The 20,540-nt window shown below is 56.4% G+C and carries 14 protein-coding genes; 7 read left to right on the forward strand and 7 right to left on the reverse strand.

Features of this window, described 5'->3' with window-relative positions:
* The first annotated feature begins 1 nt into the window (after position 1).
* From xdhC to guaD, 3 genes are all read left to right on the forward strand, one after another.
* Entirely contained in the window at positions 2-880 is an 879-nt protein-coding gene (gene xdhC, locus ACR0C3_RS14835) for a xanthine dehydrogenase accessory protein XdhC (RefSeq protein WP_480759165.1), read from the forward strand.
* Between the two features lie 43 nt (positions 881-923).
* Positions 924-2,525 carry a xanthine/uracil/vitamin C permease gene (locus ACR0C3_RS14840; RefSeq protein WP_425084431.1) on the forward strand — a complete coding sequence of 534 codons (1,602 nt, stop codon included), beginning with the start codon at positions 924-926 and terminating at the stop codon, positions 2,523-2,525.
* Between the two features lie 63 nt (positions 2,526-2,588).
* Complete coding sequence (gene guaD, locus ACR0C3_RS14845) at positions 2,589-3,917, forward strand: guanine deaminase (RefSeq protein WP_480759166.1); 1,329 nt, start codon at positions 2,589-2,591, stop codon at positions 3,915-3,917.
* Positions 3,918-4,315: 398 nt separating this feature from the next.
* On the opposite strand, the gene ACR0C3_RS14850 is transcribed toward guaD, so the two are convergent.
* From ACR0C3_RS14850 to ACR0C3_RS14875, 6 genes are all read right to left on the reverse strand, one after another.
* The gene (locus ACR0C3_RS14850) at positions 4,316-5,374 is read right to left on the reverse strand and encodes a 2Fe-2S iron-sulfur cluster-binding protein (protein ID WP_480759168.1); all 1,059 of its coding nucleotides are present in this window, start codon (positions 5,372-5,374) and stop codon (positions 4,316-4,318) included.
* A 12-nt stretch (positions 5,375-5,386) separates the two neighbouring features.
* Positions 5,387-5,830, reverse strand: coding sequence for a hypothetical protein (locus tag ACR0C3_RS14855; protein WP_480759169.1), 444 nt, complete (start codon positions 5,828-5,830; stop codon positions 5,387-5,389).
* Between the two features lie 47 nt (positions 5,831-5,877).
* Positions 5,878-7,029, reverse strand: coding sequence for an aromatic ring-hydroxylating oxygenase subunit alpha (locus ACR0C3_RS14860; protein ID WP_480759170.1), 1,152 nt, complete (start codon positions 7,027-7,029; stop codon positions 5,878-5,880).
* 9 nt (positions 7,030-7,038) lie between these two features.
* Positions 7,039-7,302: a hypothetical protein gene (locus ACR0C3_RS14865; RefSeq protein WP_425084435.1), complete on the reverse strand. Its 264-nt coding sequence runs from the start codon at positions 7,300-7,302 to the stop codon at positions 7,039-7,041.
* A complete protein-coding gene (locus tag ACR0C3_RS14870; RefSeq protein WP_480759172.1) occupies positions 7,299-7,910 on the reverse strand; it encodes a TetR/AcrR family transcriptional regulator in 612 nt (203 codons plus the stop codon). Before ACR0C3_RS14870 ends, ACR0C3_RS14865 begins: the two co-directional genes overlap by 4 nt.
* Before the next feature lie 220 nt (positions 7,911-8,130).
* Positions 8,131-10,179, reverse strand: coding sequence for a dockerin type I domain-containing protein (locus tag ACR0C3_RS14875; protein ID WP_480759173.1), 2,049 nt, complete (start codon positions 10,177-10,179; stop codon positions 8,131-8,133).
* Positions 10,180-10,407: 228 nt separating this feature from the next.
* On the opposite strand from ACR0C3_RS14875, the gene ACR0C3_RS14880 reads away from it, so the two are divergent.
* From ACR0C3_RS14880 to ACR0C3_RS14895, 4 genes are all read left to right on the forward strand, one after another.
* A complete protein-coding gene (locus ACR0C3_RS14880; RefSeq protein WP_480759175.1) occupies positions 10,408-14,217 on the forward strand; it encodes an Ig-like domain-containing protein in 3,810 nt (1,269 codons plus the stop codon).
* A gap of 38 nt (positions 14,218-14,255) precedes the next feature.
* Complete coding sequence (locus ACR0C3_RS14885; protein ID WP_480759177.1) at positions 14,256-15,095, forward strand: SapC family protein; 840 nt, start codon at positions 14,256-14,258, stop codon at positions 15,093-15,095.
* A 99-nt stretch (positions 15,096-15,194) separates the two neighbouring features.
* Positions 15,195-17,342: a type I secretion system permease/ATPase gene (locus ACR0C3_RS14890; protein WP_480759178.1), complete on the forward strand. Its 2,148-nt coding sequence runs from the start codon at positions 15,195-15,197 to the stop codon at positions 17,340-17,342.
* Complete coding sequence (locus ACR0C3_RS14895; protein ID WP_480759179.1) at positions 17,326-18,636, forward strand: HlyD family type I secretion periplasmic adaptor subunit; 1,311 nt, start codon at positions 17,326-17,328, stop codon at positions 18,634-18,636. The genes ACR0C3_RS14890 and ACR0C3_RS14895 overlap by 17 nt, the downstream gene beginning before the upstream one ends.
* Positions 18,637-18,693: 57 nt before the next feature.
* On the opposite strand, the gene ACR0C3_RS14900 is transcribed toward ACR0C3_RS14895, so the two are convergent.
* Positions 18,694-20,511: an ABC transporter ATP-binding protein gene (locus tag ACR0C3_RS14900; protein ID WP_480759180.1), complete on the reverse strand. Its 1,818-nt coding sequence runs from the start codon at positions 20,509-20,511 to the stop codon at positions 18,694-18,696.
* Positions 20,512-20,540: the final 29 nt, after the last annotated feature.

A 20,540-nucleotide genomic window follows, 5' to 3' on the forward strand; every position in this document is an offset into this window, starting at 1 on the left:
GATGCCTGCCGCGCAGTCCCTGAAGACGTTTCTCTCCGAACAAAGCAGCGTGATCCGCATCGCGCTGACACGTGCGCGCGGGTCTTCGCCCCGCAACGAAGGGACTGAGATGTTCGTAGCGCCAAGCGCGCTGTGGGGGACGATCGGCGGTGGACAATTGGAATTCATGGCCATCAACGCTGCGCGGGACATGCTGCGGGATGGGTCGCTACACCGGGAAATGGATGTACCGCTCGGACCCGAAATTGGCCAGTGCTGCGGGGGACGGGTCGAGTTGCAACTGACCCGCATGCGGTCCTCGGACAAGGGGGCCGCAACCGACCGGGCGGCGCTGCGCGACGATGCCTTGCCACATGTCTACGTGATGGGGGCGGGTCATGTGGGACGCGCACTTGCGGATCTTTTTCAGCACTTGCCTGTGCGCTGCATCCTTGTTGACACACGGGCCGAGGAAATCGACCTCTGCACTGCGGATGTCGAAACCCGACTGAGTGCAATCCCCGAAGCCGAAATCCTCAGTGCGCCCGAAGGCAGCGCCTTTATCGTCCTGACCCATGATCACGGGCTGGATTTCTTGCTGACCACCGCCGCGCTTGAACGTCAGGATGCGGCCTATGTCGGGATGATCGGATCCGCAACTAAGCGGATCAAGCTGAGGAATTGGGCACATAAACAGTGTGACGGACAATCCATCGAACATTTGAGATGCCCCATCGGGGCAAGCGGTAGCCGCGACAAGCGGCCCAGCGTCATCGCCACCTTCGTGGTGGCCGAGGTGATTGCTGAACTGACCTCTGAAACTGCCGCGACCGCCCCAACCGGGGCAACCAAGGCGCCCCTTGCGGGCCAACATCACGACCGGAGAGGGAGATCCGCCTGACATCCACCAGGCAATTCCGGTCCTATCAGAGGAGGAGACCGTCATGGACGGGAGGACCTACGAATACAAGCTGTTTACCCGCAGCGACTTCAGCGCTTTCTGGGCGCTTTTTACGGATAATCTAGTGAACCTGCTGATCCTTTCCGGGGTCTGTCAGTTCGTGTTCCAAATGCCAGCTGAGATTGTCTTTGGCCGCATCGTGCCTGGTGCCGCCATAGCAATCCTGGCTGGTGTCGGAGTTTATACGTTTCTCGCCAAATGGGCGGCCACCAGGAAGGGCGAAGATGTCACCGCCCTGCCCTACGGCATCTCGACGCCGGTCATGTTTGTGTATCTTTTCGGCGTGATCGGACCCATTTACTGGGCCACCAATGACCCGATGCTGGCCTGGCAGGTAGGTATCGGCGCGGGCTTCATGGGAGGGATCGTTGCAGCCCTTGGGGCGTTTGTGGGTCCTTACCTCAAGCGAATTACTCCGCGCGCCGGGATGCTCGGCACGCTGTGCGGCATTGCGCTGGTCTTTATCGGCTCCGTCCCCCTGGCCGAGGTGTTTGAGAACCCGATCATCGGTTTTACCTCGTTGCTGTTCATCCTTTGGGGTCTGATCGGGCGATTCCGCCTGCCGGGCAATGTGCCTGCCGGTTTGGTTGCGATTGCGGCTGGTACGGTGATTGCCATCATCCTTGGTGAATCGAAAATCGACACAAGCGGCATCGGCTTCTACCCACCAATCCCCTATTTCGGCGACCTCATCGCAGGTGTGCAGTACCTGTTCGCCAACCCAGAGCTGTTTCTGGTGCTGATCCCGGTCCAGATCTACAATTTCATCGAAACCATGAACAACGTGGAATCCGCCGAGGCCGCGGGCGATCACTACCCCGTCGGGCTGTGCCAGGTAACTGATGGCGCGGGCACGATGCTGGGCGCGCTGTTTGGCTCTCCTTTCCCGACGACCGTTTATATCGGTCATCCGGCCTACAAGCGGCTTGATGCACATGCGGGCTACATCGTAGGTGTGGCCGTTGTGATCGCGGCTGCCGCTTTCCTGGGCTTCCTGTCCTTCCTTGCGGGCCTGATACCGATTGCCGCTGCAGCACCCGTTCTGGTCTTTGTCTCGGTCAGCCTGATTACCAACACGGCCTGGGCGGTGAAGCCGATGCACATGGCCGCGGTCTCCTTCGCGATCCTGCCCCATATCTCGGCCTTTCTGATGGTCAAATGGGGATCGCTGATGAACGCGCTTCGCAGTAGCGGTGTCGAAGGCCTGCCAGCGTTGGGTGACGAGGGCCTGACCGCCGCACTCCTGATGGAGGGAGCCCATTACGAAGGACATCTGGCGCTTAGCCAGGGTGCGATCATCACTGGTCTGATCTGGGGGGCCATTGTGGCCGACGTGATTGACGGCCGGTTCCGGATGGCAGGGGCGTTTGCCGTCGCTGGCGGGCTGATGTCGGCGGTAGGAATCATCCACTCTTACACGCTGCAGATGCCACAGTTCGACGGGATTACCATCGGCTATCTGATCGTCGGCGGGTTCCTCTACCTCTACCCGATGCTCGCCCCGAAAGAGGATCTTGAGCATCGCGTGATCGTTCCAGATGAGCCCGATCTCATCGACGACGATACACCTGCACAACAGGCCTGATCCATGATGGGGCAGCCTCATGGCTGCCCCCTGCCCGTTTTCCCACGACATACGAGACATTCCATGACACAGAGATTGCTGCGCGGTCGTCTGCTGACCTTTCATCGCGAACCACAAAACGGCGACGACGCCGGCGCCTATACCTATCTTGAGGACGGCGCGCTGCTGATCCGGGACGGGATCATTCAGGACACCGGCCCCTTCTCGGCGATTAGCGCGAAGGCCGGAGATGTGCCCGTGACGGACCATCGCCCTCATCTGATGATGGCGGGATTCATCGACACCCATATCCACTTCCCTCAAGTGCAGGTCATCGCCTCGTGGGGCGCGCAGCTATTGGACTGGCTCAACACCTACACATTCCCAGAAGAAACCCGCTTTGCCTCGGATGGGCACTGCGCGACAATGGCACGGGCGTTCTATGATCAGTTGATCGCGCATGGCACCACGACGGCGGTTGCCTATTGCTCGGTCCACAAAACATCGGCTGACGCGTTCTTTACTGAGGCGACCAGACGAAACATGCGCATGTTGGGTGGGAAGGTCCTTATGGACCGTAACGCGCCTGAGGCGCTGCAGGATACGCCCCAATCCGGATATGACGAAACCAAAGCCCTGATCGCCGACTGGCATGGCAAAGGGCGCAACGGCTATGTCATCACGCCCCGGTTTGCGATCACCTCAACCCCGGACCAAATGGCGATGTCCCAGGCGCTGGCGCAAGAGCATCCCGACTGCCACATACAGACACACCTGTCGGAAAACAAGGACGAGATCGCCTTCACCAGACAACTCTACCCGCAAGCCCGGGACTATCTGGATGTCTATCAGTCTTACGGTCTGCTGGGACGAAAAACCCTGCTCGGACACTCCATCCATCTTGAACCGCGCGAGATCGACACGCTGGCCGAAACCGGCGCGCATCCCGTGTTCTGCCCGACCTCGAACCTGTTTCTAGGCAGCGGCCTGTTTGATCATGCCGGGTTGAGCGCGCGCGGTATCGTCAACGGGATCGCGACGGATGTTGGTGCTGGCACCAGCTATTCGATGCTGCAAACCCTCAACGAAGGCTACAAGATCCTGCAACTGCAAGGGACAGCCCTGCACCCTTTGCAAGCATTCCATTGGGCAACCCGCGGCAATGCATGCGTTCTGGGCCTCGAAGACAAAATCGGTACGCTCGCCCCGGGAAGCGAAGCGGACGTCGTTGTTCTGAACGCACGCAGCACCCCGGCCATGGCCCTTCGAATGGACCGGGTGGACAGCCTGTCACAAGAGCTGTTCGTTCTGCAGATGATGGGAGACGACCGCGCGATCGAGGAAGTCTATGTGTCGGGGACACCCAGCAAGGTTGCAGGGTCGCAACCTGAACGAGCCAAAGTCCCTGCCTAGCGGCACCTGGATCGCGGGCCCATTTCGAGCCCGCGACGGTCTTTAATTGAAAGCCCTGATCAGTCGACTTGCTCGATCCGGGCTAGACCCTTCAAAACCGCGCGGCCAAGTTTCTGATCGCACAAGGCAAAAAGCGCGGGATGCCTCGGGTGCCCAATGAATCCTTCTGATGCAATGAAAAATCAATCTGTATCCCGTCATTCCACAATTTGAGTAACAAGGCAGGTGACGGCATCATCTGCTGCGACTTGGCGGCGAGTACTAGTGTTTTAGGTTATGACGCGGGCCTGCAAAGAGATTTGATTTTCTCGCAGCCACCACTTCCAATCCTTCAACTTGCGATGTGGGGTTCCGACTTGTTTGCTTGGCTTCTGCCTGCGTTTTTCGTGATCTCGAATCTACCCCTCAAACTTCAAGGCGATGCTTTTTTGCGTCGCAACGCTTTGACAGCAGAGGATGAACCCTTTCGAGATATCTCCGTCTTCAAGTGCAACTCGGTTCCGCATATGGGCGGCCCCTTCGGTAAGGCGGGCAACACAGGCACCACAAACACCGGACTGGCAACTGTATGGTGGGTTCAAGCCTTTCGCTTGAGCAGCTTCCAGTATGGTTTGACCCGCAGCCACCGGTACGTCATGCCATGCACCATGCAGATTTATGCGGGCTGTCGCCGCGACTCCTGACGTGCTGAGATCGGGTTTGACATCGCCGCCAAAACTTTCCGTGTGAATACGATCGTCTGGCACGTCCAAATTCTTAAGCGCCGCCCGCAGGTCCGTGTTCATGCTGCCCGGACCGCAGATCCAGTATTGCGTGTCCTGCGCCACCGGTGGGGTCTCAGCAATAGCGGCCTGAACGGCGTTTGCATCCAAACGACCCGTACGCCAAGGGCTGAACCAACTGAACAAGGAGGGGTGGGACAGAACATGTCGCACAAAAAAGCGTTTTGAGTATCGCGCTTGAATTTGCTCCAACTCGTCCCGAAAAATGATGCTGTCCGCGTTGGTATTGCCGAAGACCAAATTTGCAACAGAGTGCGGCTCGTCCGTCAAAACGGCATTGATCATCGCGTATAGAGGCGTAATGCCGCTGCCCGCGCCAAAGAAATAGTGCGTGCGGCGTTTAAGGGGTCCGGGCGTTAAGGTGAACTGTCCAAAGGGGGGCATGACTTCGATGATATCCCCTACCGACAGAGCATCACCGATATGGTTCGACACGATCCCGTCTTTCACACGTTTCACAGTGATGCGCAGTGCGGATCCAGGAGGGTTTGAGATAGTGTAGCTGCGCCTATGCTCCTGTCCTTCGATCAAAAACCTGATCGTCAGATGTTGCCCTGCTATCCATTGAAACAGATCAGCCAGTCTGGCAGGGACATCTAAAGTAACACTTGTGACTGCACCGCCGATCTCTGTGCGGATGTCAGATACGGTCAATGGATAGAAGTTGCGTTGCATTAGATCACCCAATCACCGGTAGTCATAGGTTGTGGTCAATGACCGGATCACCATCCGGCCAAGGTAAGGTTCAAAGGCAAACTCATCTGTTTGACGCATTTTGCCGGCATATCCCTGCCAATCATATTCAACATCCGTAACCGCGGTTATGTGGTGGACCTCATCTTCGGTGCGGGTGGTCATTCTGGGCGTGGATCGCTCAGTTTCCTTGTAGCCCGCCAGATCCTTGGGGAGTTCAGCATCGGTAGCGGCGGTAACGTCCCCCACACGGTAAGTGAAGACATCATCTTCCTGCCCCGCACCGTATTTGAGAACGATCCGATGAGTAGCTTCGGGATGCCAGATTTCCCACGTAGCCAGAAGGCTATCTTCGTCTTGAGCCGCAAGGACACAGGCAGAGATCTCCTCAGGCGTTTCTGCTTGCGCTGTCAGCACCAAAGCCAACGCGATAGCCACGCCAATTAGGGTGGCTTGAACGGGTGTCTAATCCATCTCCGCATTGTTCAATCAGCCTTCATGAACTCCAAAACGGCTTTCTGGTGCTGGGTAATCGGACTTTCACCAATACCGGCCGGGCCGATTTCCAAGTAAGGGCTTTTCAGGGACTTCTGCTGTTGTTCGCAGGCATAGATATCCTCGGTCGTGAAGTCTCCGGACGCCATCGGATCGTCCTCCCCGGCGGCATCGTCCCCTTGGTACTTCGCACCGCCAAAGTCCTTCCAAAAACCCCAGCTTTTCCATTGCTGTTGCTGGAACGCCCAACCCGATACGTTGGCGAGCTTCGTGCGATTTTCGATGCGGGTCAGGTCAGGCGCCAGTGGTGTGATGACAAACAGGTTCCAACTTTCCTCACTGGCCCCAATGCCAATGCCCGGAAACAGCATCGGAACCCAGGCGCCGACATGGGGTTTTGGGATCGCGAGGGGCATCGGCAGGTTCGCCTCATGATCCTTGGCGTACTCCGCTGAAGGGGGCTCCCAAAAGTGATAGTGCGGCCCCTTCCAACCGTATTCTGCCTTGGCATGATCATACATATGAAGGGTGTTCGAGTGCAGGTGGCTCAGGTGATAGACGTCGATGTAATTCTCGACAACGATTTTCCAATTGGCCTTGATCTCATAGGTGTTCCGGCCTTCGGTGTACTCTACCAGTTCCTCGGGTTTGTGCGGACCAAGGAATGGATCGACCTCGCCAAACCACTCCGCAAGCGTGGGCGCGTTCGGATCAGGATGGACGAACAGCATACCGCGCCAGACGTCTACGCTCGCCGGTTTGAGGCCAAGGCAGGATTTATCGATACCACCGGGAAATTCCGACGCCTCATCGGGGACGGAGATCAGATTGCCTTCCAGATCATAGGTCCAATCGTGGTAAGGACACGTCAGCGCTTTTTGCGTCTTGCCAACCGCGCGGATCAGTTGTGTACCGCGATGGCGGCAAACATTGTGAAAGGCCCGCAGACGGTGATCGCGCCCCATGACGATAAACAGGTTGTTCAAACCTGCCTGCACCGACAGATAGTGCCCGGGGCCTTCGATATCCTCAACCAATCCTGCAAAACGCCAAGTGCGTGAGAAGATTTGTTGTTGTTCACGGTCGAACCAATCCTGCGAGGTATAGGCTTCGACGGGCAGGTGATGATACATTTTGGTCATCTTTGTCCTTCAGGTCATCAGATGGGCGTATTGCGGAAAAAGGCTGGCGGCGAGCATCATCAGTCCTGACAAAGCCCAGAGGCAGGCAATGGCCCAGAATAGAATTGGATCGTCGTGTCGGTTGATCTCGAACACCAGAAAAGCCTGACCATTCAGGATGGTCGGAATGGTCCACCACAGGAAGAGCAGCCCCCAGACCCAGTAGTATCCCAGGACAGCTGCAGCCAACAGTACAGGCAGAGCTATATAGTTCGCGGTTCTGGCGTGGCTCATAGCTCGGCCTCCAGCGTAGAGGCAAGCAAAGACGCCGCCAGCTTCAATTCCGCGCGCCAGACTTTGGGCGGCTCGAGTGGCGACAGGGCATCCATGCTGACAAAGATTGCGGAAATACCCTGAGTCACGGCACGAGTGCTTGCATCCGGCGCGTTAGGGGCGGCGCGCTTCAGGACATCCTCAACCACGTCAAAGAAAGCACTTAGGCAGTCCATAAGATCCTGCCGCAATTCGGGACGATCCGGAACAACTGTCACCAGCGCCTGATACGCCAACATCAACCGCGGATCAGTTCCGCTGTTTTCGGCAAAAAGAGCGTCCACAAGATCGGTTGGCGTTGCTCTGTCTGGCAGGGCCTGTCGCAGACCGTCCAGTGACATCGCAAAGCCTTCAAGGGTGTACTCGGCAAGTGCGGCAATCATTTCGTCCTTGTTGCCAAGATAGTGGCGCAGCAGGGGGCGCTTGACGCCAGCTTCCTCTGCAATCAGTTCCTGGGTCGCGCCGTCAAGGCCGAACCGCGCCACACATGTGAGGTACGCATCCAGGATTTCCTGAGATCGTTGGTCTTTCAGAGATGGTCTTGGCATTGCGGCCCCGTAGATTGTCATTTTTGACAAATAATGATTGAAGATTGTTTGTCAACTATGACAATCTACTTTGAGACCAGCGTGTGAAAAGAAACTGTGTTTCGGAGGGGCTAGATTGAGGGGCCAGCCACCATCCCCTGCGTTCGCGAGTGCGACAGTCCGCCCCTCCACTCTTTCAACAGGACCGCAAACCGGTTCGGGAAAGAGTGTTCAGTCCGGGCAAAATGCCAGCAAAACACCTTCACAACGACTCGATGTTTCCCAAAAGAATAGAGGTCATATCCACCGCAAACGAACCGTCTTGGACAGTGACATCCATCTGAGTGTCATAGTTCACCGCATTTCGCGTTATCCCCGAGAAGTCGGCATCTGCGTCCAGAAAAACCCATTTCGCGGGATATGGAGAAGTTTGTCCGACCGCCGCCTGCAGGATGGACAGCGCGTCCAGTGCGTTGACGGCTCCGTCCTGTGTTATGTCGGCGGCAATCAGGTTCTCCGGAGCCGCCGGCCCCCATGTCGGATCCAAACCAACCGAGATACGCAGAACCTGCAACGCATCCAGAGCGTTAACCCGTCCGCTCGCTGTTGAATAGGTTTTGACGACCTCTAGCTCTCCGGCCAACGTCCCGTTCGGAACGTTCAGATCGAAGCGTCCGGTCTCATCCGTGGTTGCGGTGACGGTGCCGCCTCCTGTCGGAGTGAACTTGACCTCAGCGTCTGCAATGCCGGGATTGGCCGTCTCGGAATCGATGCTCACGCGGCCCTGAATACCGTCCGAGCTTGCAGGCTCCAACCCGCCGAACGTTCCGAAATCCACGGGGATGTGATCTGGTCCACCGAACCCGGAGCCAAAAACCTCTTCTTTCGTCAACGGCCCTCCGGTCGAGGAAATCACGTGGACGACCTCATTCAGATACTGGATGTCGGCCCCTTGGGATGTGGCGGTAAAGGTCAATTGATCGGGGGTGCGCAGCAGAAGATAGTCGAACATGTCCAGCCGATCGGTGCCGGCTTCGAAATCCGTTATCGTCGTTGGGTCGCTACCGTATTGCATGACGAATATGTCAGCCCCTGCCCCACCGGTCAGTGTCGTCTCACCGCTACCTGCAATGAGGATGTCATCTCCGTCCCCACCGGACAGTTGGGCATCCAGCACCCCCGCACTGAGCATATCGTCTTGCGCCGTGCCCATAACCGGCCCGCTACCGTCCCGAACGACGCCAAGATTTGCCAAAGAAACGCTCAGCTGCGTTAGTCCGGGATCCTGCTGCGAGGTTGCAAGCACCTGAAGCTCATCACCGATATGGGCAAGGCTGAGGGTCTGGACATTCCCCAACCCACTATCCAGCGTGTCGGCAAAGCTATCCAGGTAGACCAACTTTCCATTCGGGGTCAGCGTGAACAGGCTGACCCCATCGTCGGACCCGCCTGCCACGACAAATGCACGACCATTCACCTCGATCACCGACAGGTCCTGAACGGATTCAAACCGGGTATTCAACGTATCAAGAACATGATCCTTGGGGATCAACTGACCATCGCTGCGCAATCCCATAACGCTGAGGGAATTGCTGCCCGACCCCGCCACGATGACCCAGGATTGCCCATAGGCCTCGACCACCTCAATCGCCGTGGGCGTGGATATCCCCATGGTCGAAACGGCGGCACTGTTGTCCAGAGCGCTGAGGCTGCCATCGCTTGCGGAAACGTCAAATACGGCGATTTCACTATTTGCAGCGTTCGCGGTGATCACGAATTGCTCAGACCCGACCCTCGCAGCATGCATCGAATCGGCTTGGCCTGAGACCAACGACACGACCGAAAGCGTGCCGTCTGGGTTGATTGCATAGCTGACGATCTGATCGGTATCTTCATGCGCGAGGGTCAGATAGCTTTGCCCTCCGACGTCCAGTTGCGCCATCGCCGAGATGTCTCCGCCACCGACGAGCGTCTCGGTTTCCTGCAGATCGCCAAAGGTACCATCCGCGTTGAGCGTGTACCCCACCAAACCCGTTGCATCATTGATATCAAGGGCCAGTTGGTTCTCAGCGCCCAAGGTGATTGGCACACCCGTCCGCCCCACCTGATACAGGATCGGGCCGCTATGATAGACCGTATCCACCAGCTGCGGCCCAGCCCCTTCGGTGAGGCGCCAGGCGGCAACGCCACCGAACGGACCGGTGACGGAATAGAGATACGTATCCCCGTTAAACGTTTTTAAAGCCGTATCGCCGATACCTGAATCGAGCGCCGGGCTTCCCGTTGCAACCACAGTTTCGAATTGAAGCATCACCTTGATCACCCCCAATGCCACGCCTGGCAGTGACCTGAGGATGATCTGATGCCCAGACCGAAACAAAAGCGGGAATGTGGTGAAAACGAGGAGTTCGGCTTCAGTTTAACTCAATTTTTTCAGGTTCGCCCGCGGCGGTAACCGGAAGGCAAGACAGATGAACAAAGCGTCATGTCGAGGACAGCCTTCCCAGGATCGCGGAAACCAAATCTGAGGGGCAAGATGATGAAAACACCTGAGCGCCATACTGAAACGCCAGCCGATCTTTCACGGGCAGACCGCGATCGCCACAAGCGTTCATGGATCGAGCGCACCCTGCGCAAACTGTCCGGGCGCAGCGTTGCGGGCGGATTGGTGTCGGCCTTGCTGGCCCTTCCGGCTTTTGCGCAGGCGACGGTTGAGGAACTCTATGCGTTCCAATTCGCGGATACCATCCCGGGTGTGAAATCTGCAAAGCTGATGGACAACGGGGATGTGCTACTGAAAATGCTCGATGGGCGCACCATGGTTGTTGCGGCGGAACATGTTCAGGTCCTTGAAAGCGGCTCGATCATGATCGCCGAGGCGATGGTTTCGCAGATCGTCGAATTCAGCGCTGTCGCCGAGGCCGGAGCCGCCTCAGCAGCAGGTGGTCTGGGCGGCATTGGTGCTGCGGCGGCGGGTATTGGTCTCGCCGGTGCTGCGGCGGCAGGTGGCGGCGGCGGAGGCGGCGGGGACGATCCAGCCCCTACGCCAAATTTCCCGACACTGAATCTGGCAGAGTTGCAGGCCACCTCCCTCAACAACACTCTGACCAACGCAACTGCGCCGGACGATGCGACCTCGGTCGAGGTTACGATCGGCTCCGTGACTAAGACCGTGACACCGGAGTCCGAAGGGAACTGGACCGTCACCCTCACAGCGCCCGAGGCGAGCGCCCTGGCCCAAGGCCAGTCCACCGTGACCGTTCGTATGCTTGATACCTTGGGGGACGAGATCTCCGTATCGACGGCAACCGTGGTCGTAGACACCATCCCACCAACACTCAGCATTGACAGATTCTCGGATGGCGCCGTCATGAACGCCGCCGAGCAGGGAACCGATCTTGTCGTAAGTGGTGCGACAGACGCGGAAAACGGGCAGTCGGTGAGCGTCACCCTGAATGGCCAGACTTACACCGGCACGGTGTCCAACGGCCAATGGTCGGCAACCGTTCCAGCCGCCGATCTGGCAGCCTTGTCGGATGGGGCAACCATCAGCGTGACAGCGGATATTTCGGATCGCGCTGGCAACCCGGCCGTTCAAGCCAGCAACAGCTTCGATACAGACTTCACGGCTCCAACCCTCACGCTCGATCCGGTCGGTGGAGGGTCCATTGACCTTATTGATGTAACCTGCGATCTGACCGTGACCGGGGCGACCTCGGCTGAGGACAACCAAACTGTAACGCTTGTATTGGATGGGCAGTCCTTTACCGGCACGACGCTGGGCGGCAGTTGGTCTGTCACTATTCCCAACGCGGACCTTGCCGGGTTGACGACGGGCACTCCGGCAGAGATCAGCGTTTGGCTCGCGGATGCGGCTGGCAACCCGGCGACCACCGTGACGGCCACAGTGCCCGTCGACCTCTCTGGTCCATCCATTGCCATTTCGCCCTTGTCCGTAGGTGATGTCCTGAACGCTGCCGAAGCCGGTTCAGATTTGACCATTTCAGGCACAACCGGAAATGTTGGCGACAACCAGCAGGTTTCCGTCATGCTGAACGGCCAGATCTATACGGACCTCGTTTCGAGTGGCACTTGGAGCATAACCGTCCCGACAGCCGATCTAGCGTCTCTGTCCGATGGCGGCGATTTTACGATAACAGCCAATGTGTCTGACGCGGACGGGCTAGCTGCGCCTCAAGCAACGGCGCAATTGGCCAAGGATATCAGCGCTCCGACAGTCACTATCGACAGCTTCTCGGACGGGGCTGTCATGAATGCGGTAGAGCGCGGAACCGACCTGACCATTTCGGGTTCCACCACAGCTGAAGACGATCAAACCGTGACCGTTGGCGTGAATGGGCTCACCTATACTGCCGAGGCTTCGGGCGGTTCGTGGACCGTTACCGTACCAGCTGCTGATCTATCACTCTTGGCAGACGGAGCAACAATTGCGGTAACAGCAGATGTCTTGGACATCGCCGAAAACCCGGCTGTTCCGGCGACAGGCAGCTTCGATACAGATTTCACTGATCCAACCATCGCGATCACGAGCGTTACGGACGGCTCGATCATGAACGCCGCCGAGCGGGCAACGGATCTGACCATTTCGGGCACAAGCGATGCAGGCGTTGGGGCTGTCGTATCTATCACGATCGCACGCGCCGACGGCACGGTTGACATCGGCGAGACGACAACCGTCACCGGTGGCAATTGGACGTTGGTGACAAAGGCGTCTGATCTTTTGGGGCTTCAGGATCAGGAAAGCTATACCATCACCGCGACCGTGGCTGATGCAGCTGGAAATACGTCCCAGACCACAATGAGCTTTTTAACTGATTTTGCGGCACCCAGCATTACCCTCGATCCACTGTCCATCGGATCAGTCCTGGATGTCGTGGAACGTGGGCAGGACCTGACGGTTTCAGGCACAACAACGGCCGACAACGGAGACACTGTAACCATCACCTTGGACGGCGAGGCCTATACAGCCACCGCAATGAACGGAAGTTGGAATGCGGATATTCCAACCGGCGATCTCGCGGCCTTGGCAGACAGCACTAGCTTCCAGATCTCGGCATCGGTTGAAGACGCTGCAGGCAATTCCTCCAACGCGGCAACAGGTTACTTCTCAACCGATTTCCGACCAACCTTGAGCCTCGATTCGATTGGAACCAATGGGGCGATCTCTCTTGCTAATGCGCAAAGTTCCGGGATTACAGTCAGCGGCTCTTCGGTCGGTCTGGTTGCCGGTCACACAGTGGACATCCTGTTGGGCAGTACATCCGTTGGCACCGCAACCGTCGCCGCAAATGGAACATGGTCTGCGCCTATCGCAGCCTCCGCTTTTGCCGCCACAACGGCCGGGACGGATCTGAACTTTTCAGCCGAAGCAACAGTGTCAGGAGGGCCTGATCCCGTTCCAGTGAGCGCTGAAGCCACGGCTCATACGCCCGCAGCCTATGTCATCTCGGAAGTTGGTAGAAGTGGCTCAACCGTTCAATTTGCGGTCTATTCGGAATCGGATCGGGATCTGTCGAGCGGGTTATTTGTAGACATGCGATTGGAGTTCGACTCTGCTCAGGTCACCTTTGACAGCGGCTCCATAATATTCAACGGGCAATTGCCTCTTGCCGTAAACGCAGCCAACCCTAGTTTCGTCAATTTTGCCGGAGCAACGCTGAGTTTCTCCGACATTTCGTCGCCTCTGGTGCAGTTTTCTGTCGACATTCAGAACATCAATCAACCCTTTGAGCTGAAGATCGTCACGCCAAACGGAGGCGACTCTGTCTACCAATCAGGGTCGACCACCTACGACGTCATAAGCGCAAGCAATGTGGATACGTACATCAGGGGTGGTGATGGCGACGATACGATTGACCTTGCGGAAGCTGGTCGAGACATCGTTGTGTTCGAAGCAGACCCGGCGGCTAATGGCACGGATATCATCACGGGTTTCAGCATCGGAACAGCAACGGAAGTCGCAGATGCCCTGATGTTCAAGGGCCTTGATGTCGCGACGTTGCGAGGCACGGGAACGGGTGTGGAATTCCTGAGCCACGGCGACAATCTCGGCACAGACACAGGCTTCATCGGTTTGACGACCATCCTCGGCGATCTCACGGCCAACACCATAGAGTTGGCATTGGAGAGCTTGGTCGGTGCGCAGTCCGGAGACGAGATATATGCCCTGACGACCGACGGCACCGACGCCAAGCTCGTCAAGGCCAGCTATTCGACATCAGACGACGTCACTGTCGATACGCTCGCAGTATTCGATGGTCTGAATGATCTGAGCAGCCTGAGCGCAGACAATATCCTCCACACTGATCCCACAGGTGCCACAGCCTGATCCTTTTCGAGGACCAGCCGGGAATTTGGAAGGCCGCCATGACAAGCACCCACCTCAAACCGCTCACATTCCAAAGATTTGGGAATAGGTTCTGGAAACGCTTCACCTCATTTGACCATACGAGGCACGTGACTGAGTGCTCAGTTGTCGAGGCTGAAGTCTTCCCCGTCGCGGCTTCTTTTCCGCTTGTTTTCCGCAAAGCGGAGGGCCTGGTAGAGCCGGTCGCAGTGTTTTCCCTGACAGAAGAGGCTGAAAACCCATTTGTGTCTCAAACAGGCGGATGGTTGGCACCCTACTTGCCCTCTGCGATGAGGTGCCCGCCTTTCGATGCCGAACCAATACCAAGAGGTGGGCAGGTCAAGGATGCTCAATTCCAGTTGCTGATCGACGAGACCCTTGGCTTGATCAGTGATGACCCCAGAGATGAGGCCTTCTACCGTGACACAGGAGCGCTTTCTTCCAACCTTGAAGCCTTAGTGACGTTCTTCCAAGGTCGAATGTCGTCCGCACAAACCACAAAGGCCATTTGTGATGTGCTCGCGGAAATGAACTTGTTGGACCCACTCACCCAATACGAGAGCTGCATTTTGCCAAGGAGCTGTTGGGGTATCTCGACCGATCGGTTGAACAGTTTGACAAACAAGCAGCTGGCCACACTGACGGCTTGTGGCGCTCTGCGGCTAGTCCACGCGCATCAAATCTCGCTGTCTCACATACCTTGGTTGGCCCAAGCACAATCACGAATGACACATAATCCGGGTTCAAAGGATGCTGAGCGGAAGGCCAATGCCGAAGGCTTCTTATCTGCATTGGCCGATGCGCAAACGAGCGAAACCTCTTGGGGCCAGAATTCGGAGATACACGCTCGTGCCCGTTAAACCCTGGTCGCATGCGACGCAACAAAACCGAAAACAGATCCGATCAGCGGACGCACTCCATTTCTTCGCTGCCCAAATTTGCTTGAGAGGAACTGATTGATGACGCGGCACGAAACCCAACCGGACACATCACGTTTGACAGAACTCGAAACGTGTATGCTGCATGTGGGTGAAACACTTGAACGTCCAATAGCAAAAGCGTCTCTCTTTGCCGCGCAGTCAAATTTGGAAAATGGCCTCTCGATAAGTGATGCACTGGCGCTTGCCCGCCAAAGCGGTCTTCAGGCAGGGTATGGTAAGCGCTTGCTGAGCAAATTGGATGACGACTTGTCACCAGCCATACTGTTGCTGGAGGGGGGACGATCCGTTGTCTATCATGGGCGCAGCGACGACGGCATGCTGTTGGTGTACGACCCTTGCATCGGGCAGGGAACCGGGACAATTCCTGAGAAGCAGTTGGAAAAAGTGTATACCGGCTATGCAATCTTATTTCGCCGAGACCATCAAGATATCACTAAGAACGGTGAGACCCAATGGTCTGGACATTGGTTCTGGTCTGCTTTAGCCGCCAGTCGGTGGTCCTATTACCAGGTCATTCTCGCAGCAGCGCTCGCCAATCTTCTAGGGCTCTCAACTTCTATCTTCATCATGGTCGTCTATGACCGAGTTCTTCCAAATGAAGCAACGGAGTCTCTGATTGCACTGACCATAGGCGTGGGCCTCGCCCTTGGCTTCGATTTCCTACTCAAGATTCTAAGAGCTGGATTCATTGATCAGGCCGGTCAAAAGGCTGATCGACTGATGGGACGGCGCATTTTTGACAAGTTACTCGATATTCAAATGAAATCTCGCACCGGATCGACCGGCGCGATTGCAAATACAGTTCGCGAGTTCGAAACTCTGCGCGAGTTTTTCACGTCCGCAACATTGGTTGCGATCGTCGATCTACCGTTCATCGCTCTGTTTGTCTTAGTGATCTACCTGGTGGGCGGCCCGCTGGCCATCGTTCCTGCGATGGCAGTACCCATTGTTCTGCTGACTGGCTTGCTCGCCCAACCTATGCTATCTCGGTTGGCCGAGCGGCAATTCAAGGATGGTCAGTCCAAACAATCTGTTCTTGTTGAGGCCGTCTCTGGCCTCGAAACCATAAAGACCACTTCTGCTGATCGTCAGATGCGTGCCCGTTGGGAAAGCGCAATAGAACGACAATCGAGCCACGGAGTTCGCAGTCGCGCGATTACACAATTCGCCCTGAATCTGACCGGCCTCACGCAACAGGCGGCACAGGTGCTGATCGTTTTCTATGGCGTTTTCCTGGTCACGGAAGGACAAGCCAGCATAGGCGCCCTGATCGCCGCAGTCATGTTGACGGGTCGCGCCTTGGCACCCTTAGGGCAATTGGCGCAAACTTTGACGCGGTACAACCAGGCGCGTAGCGCTTTTCGAAACCTCAACCAGATTATGCGGGCAGACAGTGAGCGGCCGGAAGGCAGATCCTGGATCGGTCGTTCACGCTTCAAGGGTGCAATCTCGTTTAGCAACGTTCATTTCGCGTACCAGGATCAATCAGAAGATACCTTGAAAGGTGTTTCCTTCACCATCAACCCGGGTGAGAAAGTCGCAATTCTTGGCCAAATTGGCTCGGGCAAAAGCACAATTTCGCGACTGTTGCTGGGGCTCTATACGCCGCGGGTCGGGTCGGTCATGCTGGATGGGTTGGACATTCGGCAAATTGACCCAGGCGATCTACGACGAGGTGTCGGCTCTGTTCTACAGGATGTTTGGCTGTTTTCCGGCTCGATCCGGGAAAACATCGCCAGTGGCACCATCAGACCGAGCGACGAAGAAGTGATTGAAGCCGGGCAAATTGCCGGAGTTGAAGATTTTGTGGCGCGTCATCCATCAGGTTATGACCAACTGCTTGCGGAAAGGGGCGAAGGGCTTTCTGGTGGACAAAGACAAGCGATTGCCCTGGCACGAGCCTTGATTGGCAAACCGTCGGTTCTGCTCCTGGATGAGCCAACAAGCGCCATGGATGTTCAAACCGAAGCGCGCGTTCTGTCCCGCCTCAAGCAGGCGACCCTGGACACGACGATGGTGATCGTCACGCACCGTCCTAGCCTCTTGGAGCTGGTGGACCGCGTTATTGTCATTGACGACGGCCAAATCGCGAAAGACGGGCCAAAAAGCCTTCTGTCACAACATGCAAGCCAAAACAGGAGGCACCTGAATGTCGCAGCATCATGATCTTGCCTCATTGGCACGCGCGACGCGCAGAACTTCGCCTTTGCGGAATTCTCTTCTGCTTATGGCAATTCTCACATGCCTCCTCGCAGCCGGGCTTTGGGCCTATCTGACCGAGTTGGACAATGTAACCCGCATAGATGGCCGAATCGTGCCATCTGGGGACATCCTGATCATCGAAGCAACAGAGCCAGGCGTTCTGAAGGCATTGAACGTGCATGAAGGCCAAGTGGTTCAAGCCGGGACCTTGTTGATGGAATTCGATACAACCCAAATCGACAGTCAGTTGAATCAGGAACAACAACGTGCTTTTGGTCTGATGGCTCGGATTCAGCGGCTACACTCCGAGATCAAGGGCCGGGACCTTCATTTTGACGCTACGCTCGTCACAGGCGCACCGGATGTAGTTCAATCTGAAACGGCTTTGTATCAGGGTCGGCAAGCCGAGTTGCAGGCGGAAATTGATATCTTGCTGCGACAGCAGCAACAACGCCACCGGGAATACGAAGAAGGATTGGTGGATCAGGTTACGGCAGAAGAAACGCTGATCGTTCTGGCTGAAGAACGGGCGATGATGGCACCTCTGGTCGCCAGCAAAATGGAGCCCGCGACCACGCTTTTGGCCCTTAGGCGCAGTGAGGCAGAATGGAAAGGTCGCCGGGTCAGAGCCATAGCCGCGACCAGTCGACTAAAAACCGGTCTGGAAGAGATTGACGACCGGATTCGAGCGGCGCGCAGCAGATTTCGAAGCAATGCTCTGACCGACCTCGCCCTTGCGACAGCTGAGCTGTCCGCCCTGGAACCAATGCTGCCAGCTCTGCGGGATCGAGCGTCTCGAGCCAAGGTTCAATCCCCGGCGCGCGGCATCGTAAACCGTATCCACCGCACCACTCTTGGTGGCCTTGCCCGCACCGGAGAGGAACTGGTCGAGATCGTTCCATTGGATGACAGTTTGCTGGTCGAAGCCTATGTTCGCCCACAGGATATCGCGTTTCTTCATGCTGGACAGCCCGTGAAAGTCAAAATCACCGCCTATGATTTCGCCCGCTACGGCGGGCTGGATGGGGAAATTGTTCGAATTAGCGCAGATACCATCACCCGGTCCGAGCGCAACGACGAAGAGGTCTTTGTCATCGAGATCCGGACCAACGGCACAATGCTCGACGCCTCGGGGGCCGCTGTTGAAATCATTCCTGGCATGATTGCCGAGGTCGATATTTTGGCTGGGCGCAAAACCGTTCTGGACTATTTGCTCCAACCGGTCGTGAAAATTAAGGACCAAGCGCTGCGGGAATAGCGCAGCCTCGATCACAGCACCACACTAAACTCATTCACGTCGCGTGAAATCCTGTTGTTATAACGAGTTAGGCTTCTTGAATTGCTGGTCAAACAGCCGGCGGAACGCCCCGTTTTCTTCCAACAACACATTCAAGGTCCCTTGCTCGACGATTTGACCATCCTGAACGACCATGATGTTGTCCGCTTCCAGAACGGTCGATAGTCGGTGAGCGATTACGATTGTCGTGACCCCCTCCGTCAGCTTGTCCAATGCCTCTTTAACCAGAGTTTCGGATTCTGCGTCAAGCGCACTTGTGGCTTCATCCAGCAGAAGGATTTCCGCTTTGCGCAAAATTGCGCGGGCAATTGCGATCCGCTGTTTCTGACCTCCGGACAGGAAAGCTCCGTTTTCCCCAACCTGAGTGTCATAGCCCTCTGGCAACTGAGAGATGAAGTCATGCGCATGCGCAGCGCGTGCAGCTGCAAAAATTTCTTCATCGGTCGCGTCCGGCGCGACATAGCGCAAATTGTCCATGACGGTGGTCGAAAACAGGAACGTGTCCTGCCCGACATAGGAAATCTTCCGGCGCAGCGATGCAAAACTGACTTCGGTGAGATCCTGACCGTCAATCTCTACATAGCCCTGATTGGGATCATAAAACCGCATTATCAGGCCGAAAACCGTGGATTTTCCTCCGCCGGATTGGCCCACGAGAGCCGTGGTTTTTCCTGCTTCGAAAGTAACATCCATGTCTTTGATAACGGGCAGTGTCCCCTGATACCCGAAGGTCACATCACGCAAGCGGATTTCGCCTGGACCTTTAACCATCTCTTTGGGTTCTGAATGTTCCTGCATCGAATCCTGTTCATCCAGAAGCTCGAACATCATACCAATTGGCACCATGCATGTCTCGATTGAAACCCGCATTTTCGACAAGCGTTTGGCGGGTTCATATGCCATCAGTAGGGCCGTGATAAACGACATCAGTTGACCCGCCGTCGGAGGCTCAGATCCTCCGATCCCCAAAGTGCTGATAACCAGAACACCGGCAACGGCCAGGCCTGCCAGAAACTCCATCAACGGGCTGGCGATGGCCTGCAAAGAGGCGATGTCGTTCGAACGTTTCTCGACGCGTTTGATCGCAATGTTCATCCGATCGGTCATGCGGCCTTCAAGGCTGAACACCTTAATGACTTTGATCCCGTTCGATGTTTCCTGCAGGACCTGGATGATCTCGGAAAGGTATTTCAACTCGGCCTGCATTATTCGCCGTACGTTCTTCAACAGATAGCGCACGCTTATCAAAGCAACCGGACCAACGACAAAAAACAGCACGGAAAGCAGCGGTTGCTGATAGATCATGACAATAATAAGACCCACAAGCGTTAGCGCGTCGCGCACGAAACTAGTTACGATGATATTTACCAGGTTCCGGGCGGCCCCCGCCCCTGCGGTGACCCTCATCAATAGGTTGGAAGACTCAATCTCGGCAAAATACCCAATACCGCGCTGCAGTAGCCGATTGTACAGCCGCTCCTGTTGGACCGCGATAATTCGGTTCCCCGCGCGCGCCAAAAAAATCGACTGAATATAGGAAGCGAATGCCTTAGCGCCGAACAGCCCGACGACAACAAGCGCGATCCAATGTGCCTGCGACCTCATTTCGGGGGTGGTCATGGCATCGACGATGTTTTCCATCATCCAAGCCGTACCAGCGGTCGTGGCGGCAACGACTACCATCGCACCCATCGCGATGCCGTACATCCACCCTTGTTTGCGCAGGCTTTCCACGACAAGCCTACCGATATAGCCCGATCGCCATTTTGCCCAGGCCTTGCCGATCATTTCACACTCCAGATCGTCGGTGTCGCCGCCCTTATCGGGCAACCGCACGGTTAAACAGCGGTGTCTTATACCTCTGC

The sequence above is a fragment of the Ruegeria sp. CK3 genome, from assembly GCF_056536565.1.

Bases quoted from the DNA above. Each gene is read 5' to 3' on its own strand.
- xdhC (WP_480759165.1), top strand. From the start codon at position 2: ATGCCTGCCGCGCAGTCCCTGAAGACGTTTCTCTCCGAACAAAGCAGC.
- ACR0C3_RS14840 (WP_425084431.1), top strand. From the start codon at position 924: ATGGACGGGAGGACCTACGAATACAAGCTGTTTACCCGCAGCGACTTC.
- guaD (WP_480759166.1), top strand. From the start codon at position 2,589: ATGACACAGAGATTGCTGCGCGGTCGTCTGCTGACCTTTCATCGCGAA.
- ACR0C3_RS14850 (WP_480759168.1), bottom strand. From the start codon at position 5,374: ATGCAACGCAACTTCTATCCATTGACCGTATCTGACATCCGCACAGAG.
- ACR0C3_RS14860 (WP_480759170.1), bottom strand. From the start codon at position 7,029: ATGACCAAAATGTATCATCACCTGCCCGTCGAAGCCTATACCTCGCAG.
- ACR0C3_RS14865 (WP_425084435.1), bottom strand. From the start codon at position 7,302: ATGAGCCACGCCAGAACCGCGAACTATATAGCTCTGCCTGTACTGTTG.
- ACR0C3_RS14870 (WP_480759172.1), bottom strand. From the start codon at position 7,910: ATGACAATCTACGGGGCCGCAATGCCAAGACCATCTCTGAAAGACCAA.
- ACR0C3_RS14875 (WP_480759173.1), bottom strand. From the start codon at position 10,179: ATGCTTCAATTCGAAACTGTGGTTGCAACGGGAAGCCCGGCGCTCGAT.
- ACR0C3_RS14880 (WP_480759175.1), top strand. From the start codon at position 10,408: ATGAAAACACCTGAGCGCCATACTGAAACGCCAGCCGATCTTTCACGG.
- ACR0C3_RS14885 (WP_480759177.1), top strand. From the start codon at position 14,256: ATGACAAGCACCCACCTCAAACCGCTCACATTCCAAAGATTTGGGAAT.
- ACR0C3_RS14890 (WP_480759178.1), top strand. From the start codon at position 15,195: ATGACGCGGCACGAAACCCAACCGGACACATCACGTTTGACAGAACTC.
- ACR0C3_RS14895 (WP_480759179.1), top strand. From the start codon at position 17,326: ATGTCGCAGCATCATGATCTTGCCTCATTGGCACGCGCGACGCGCAGA.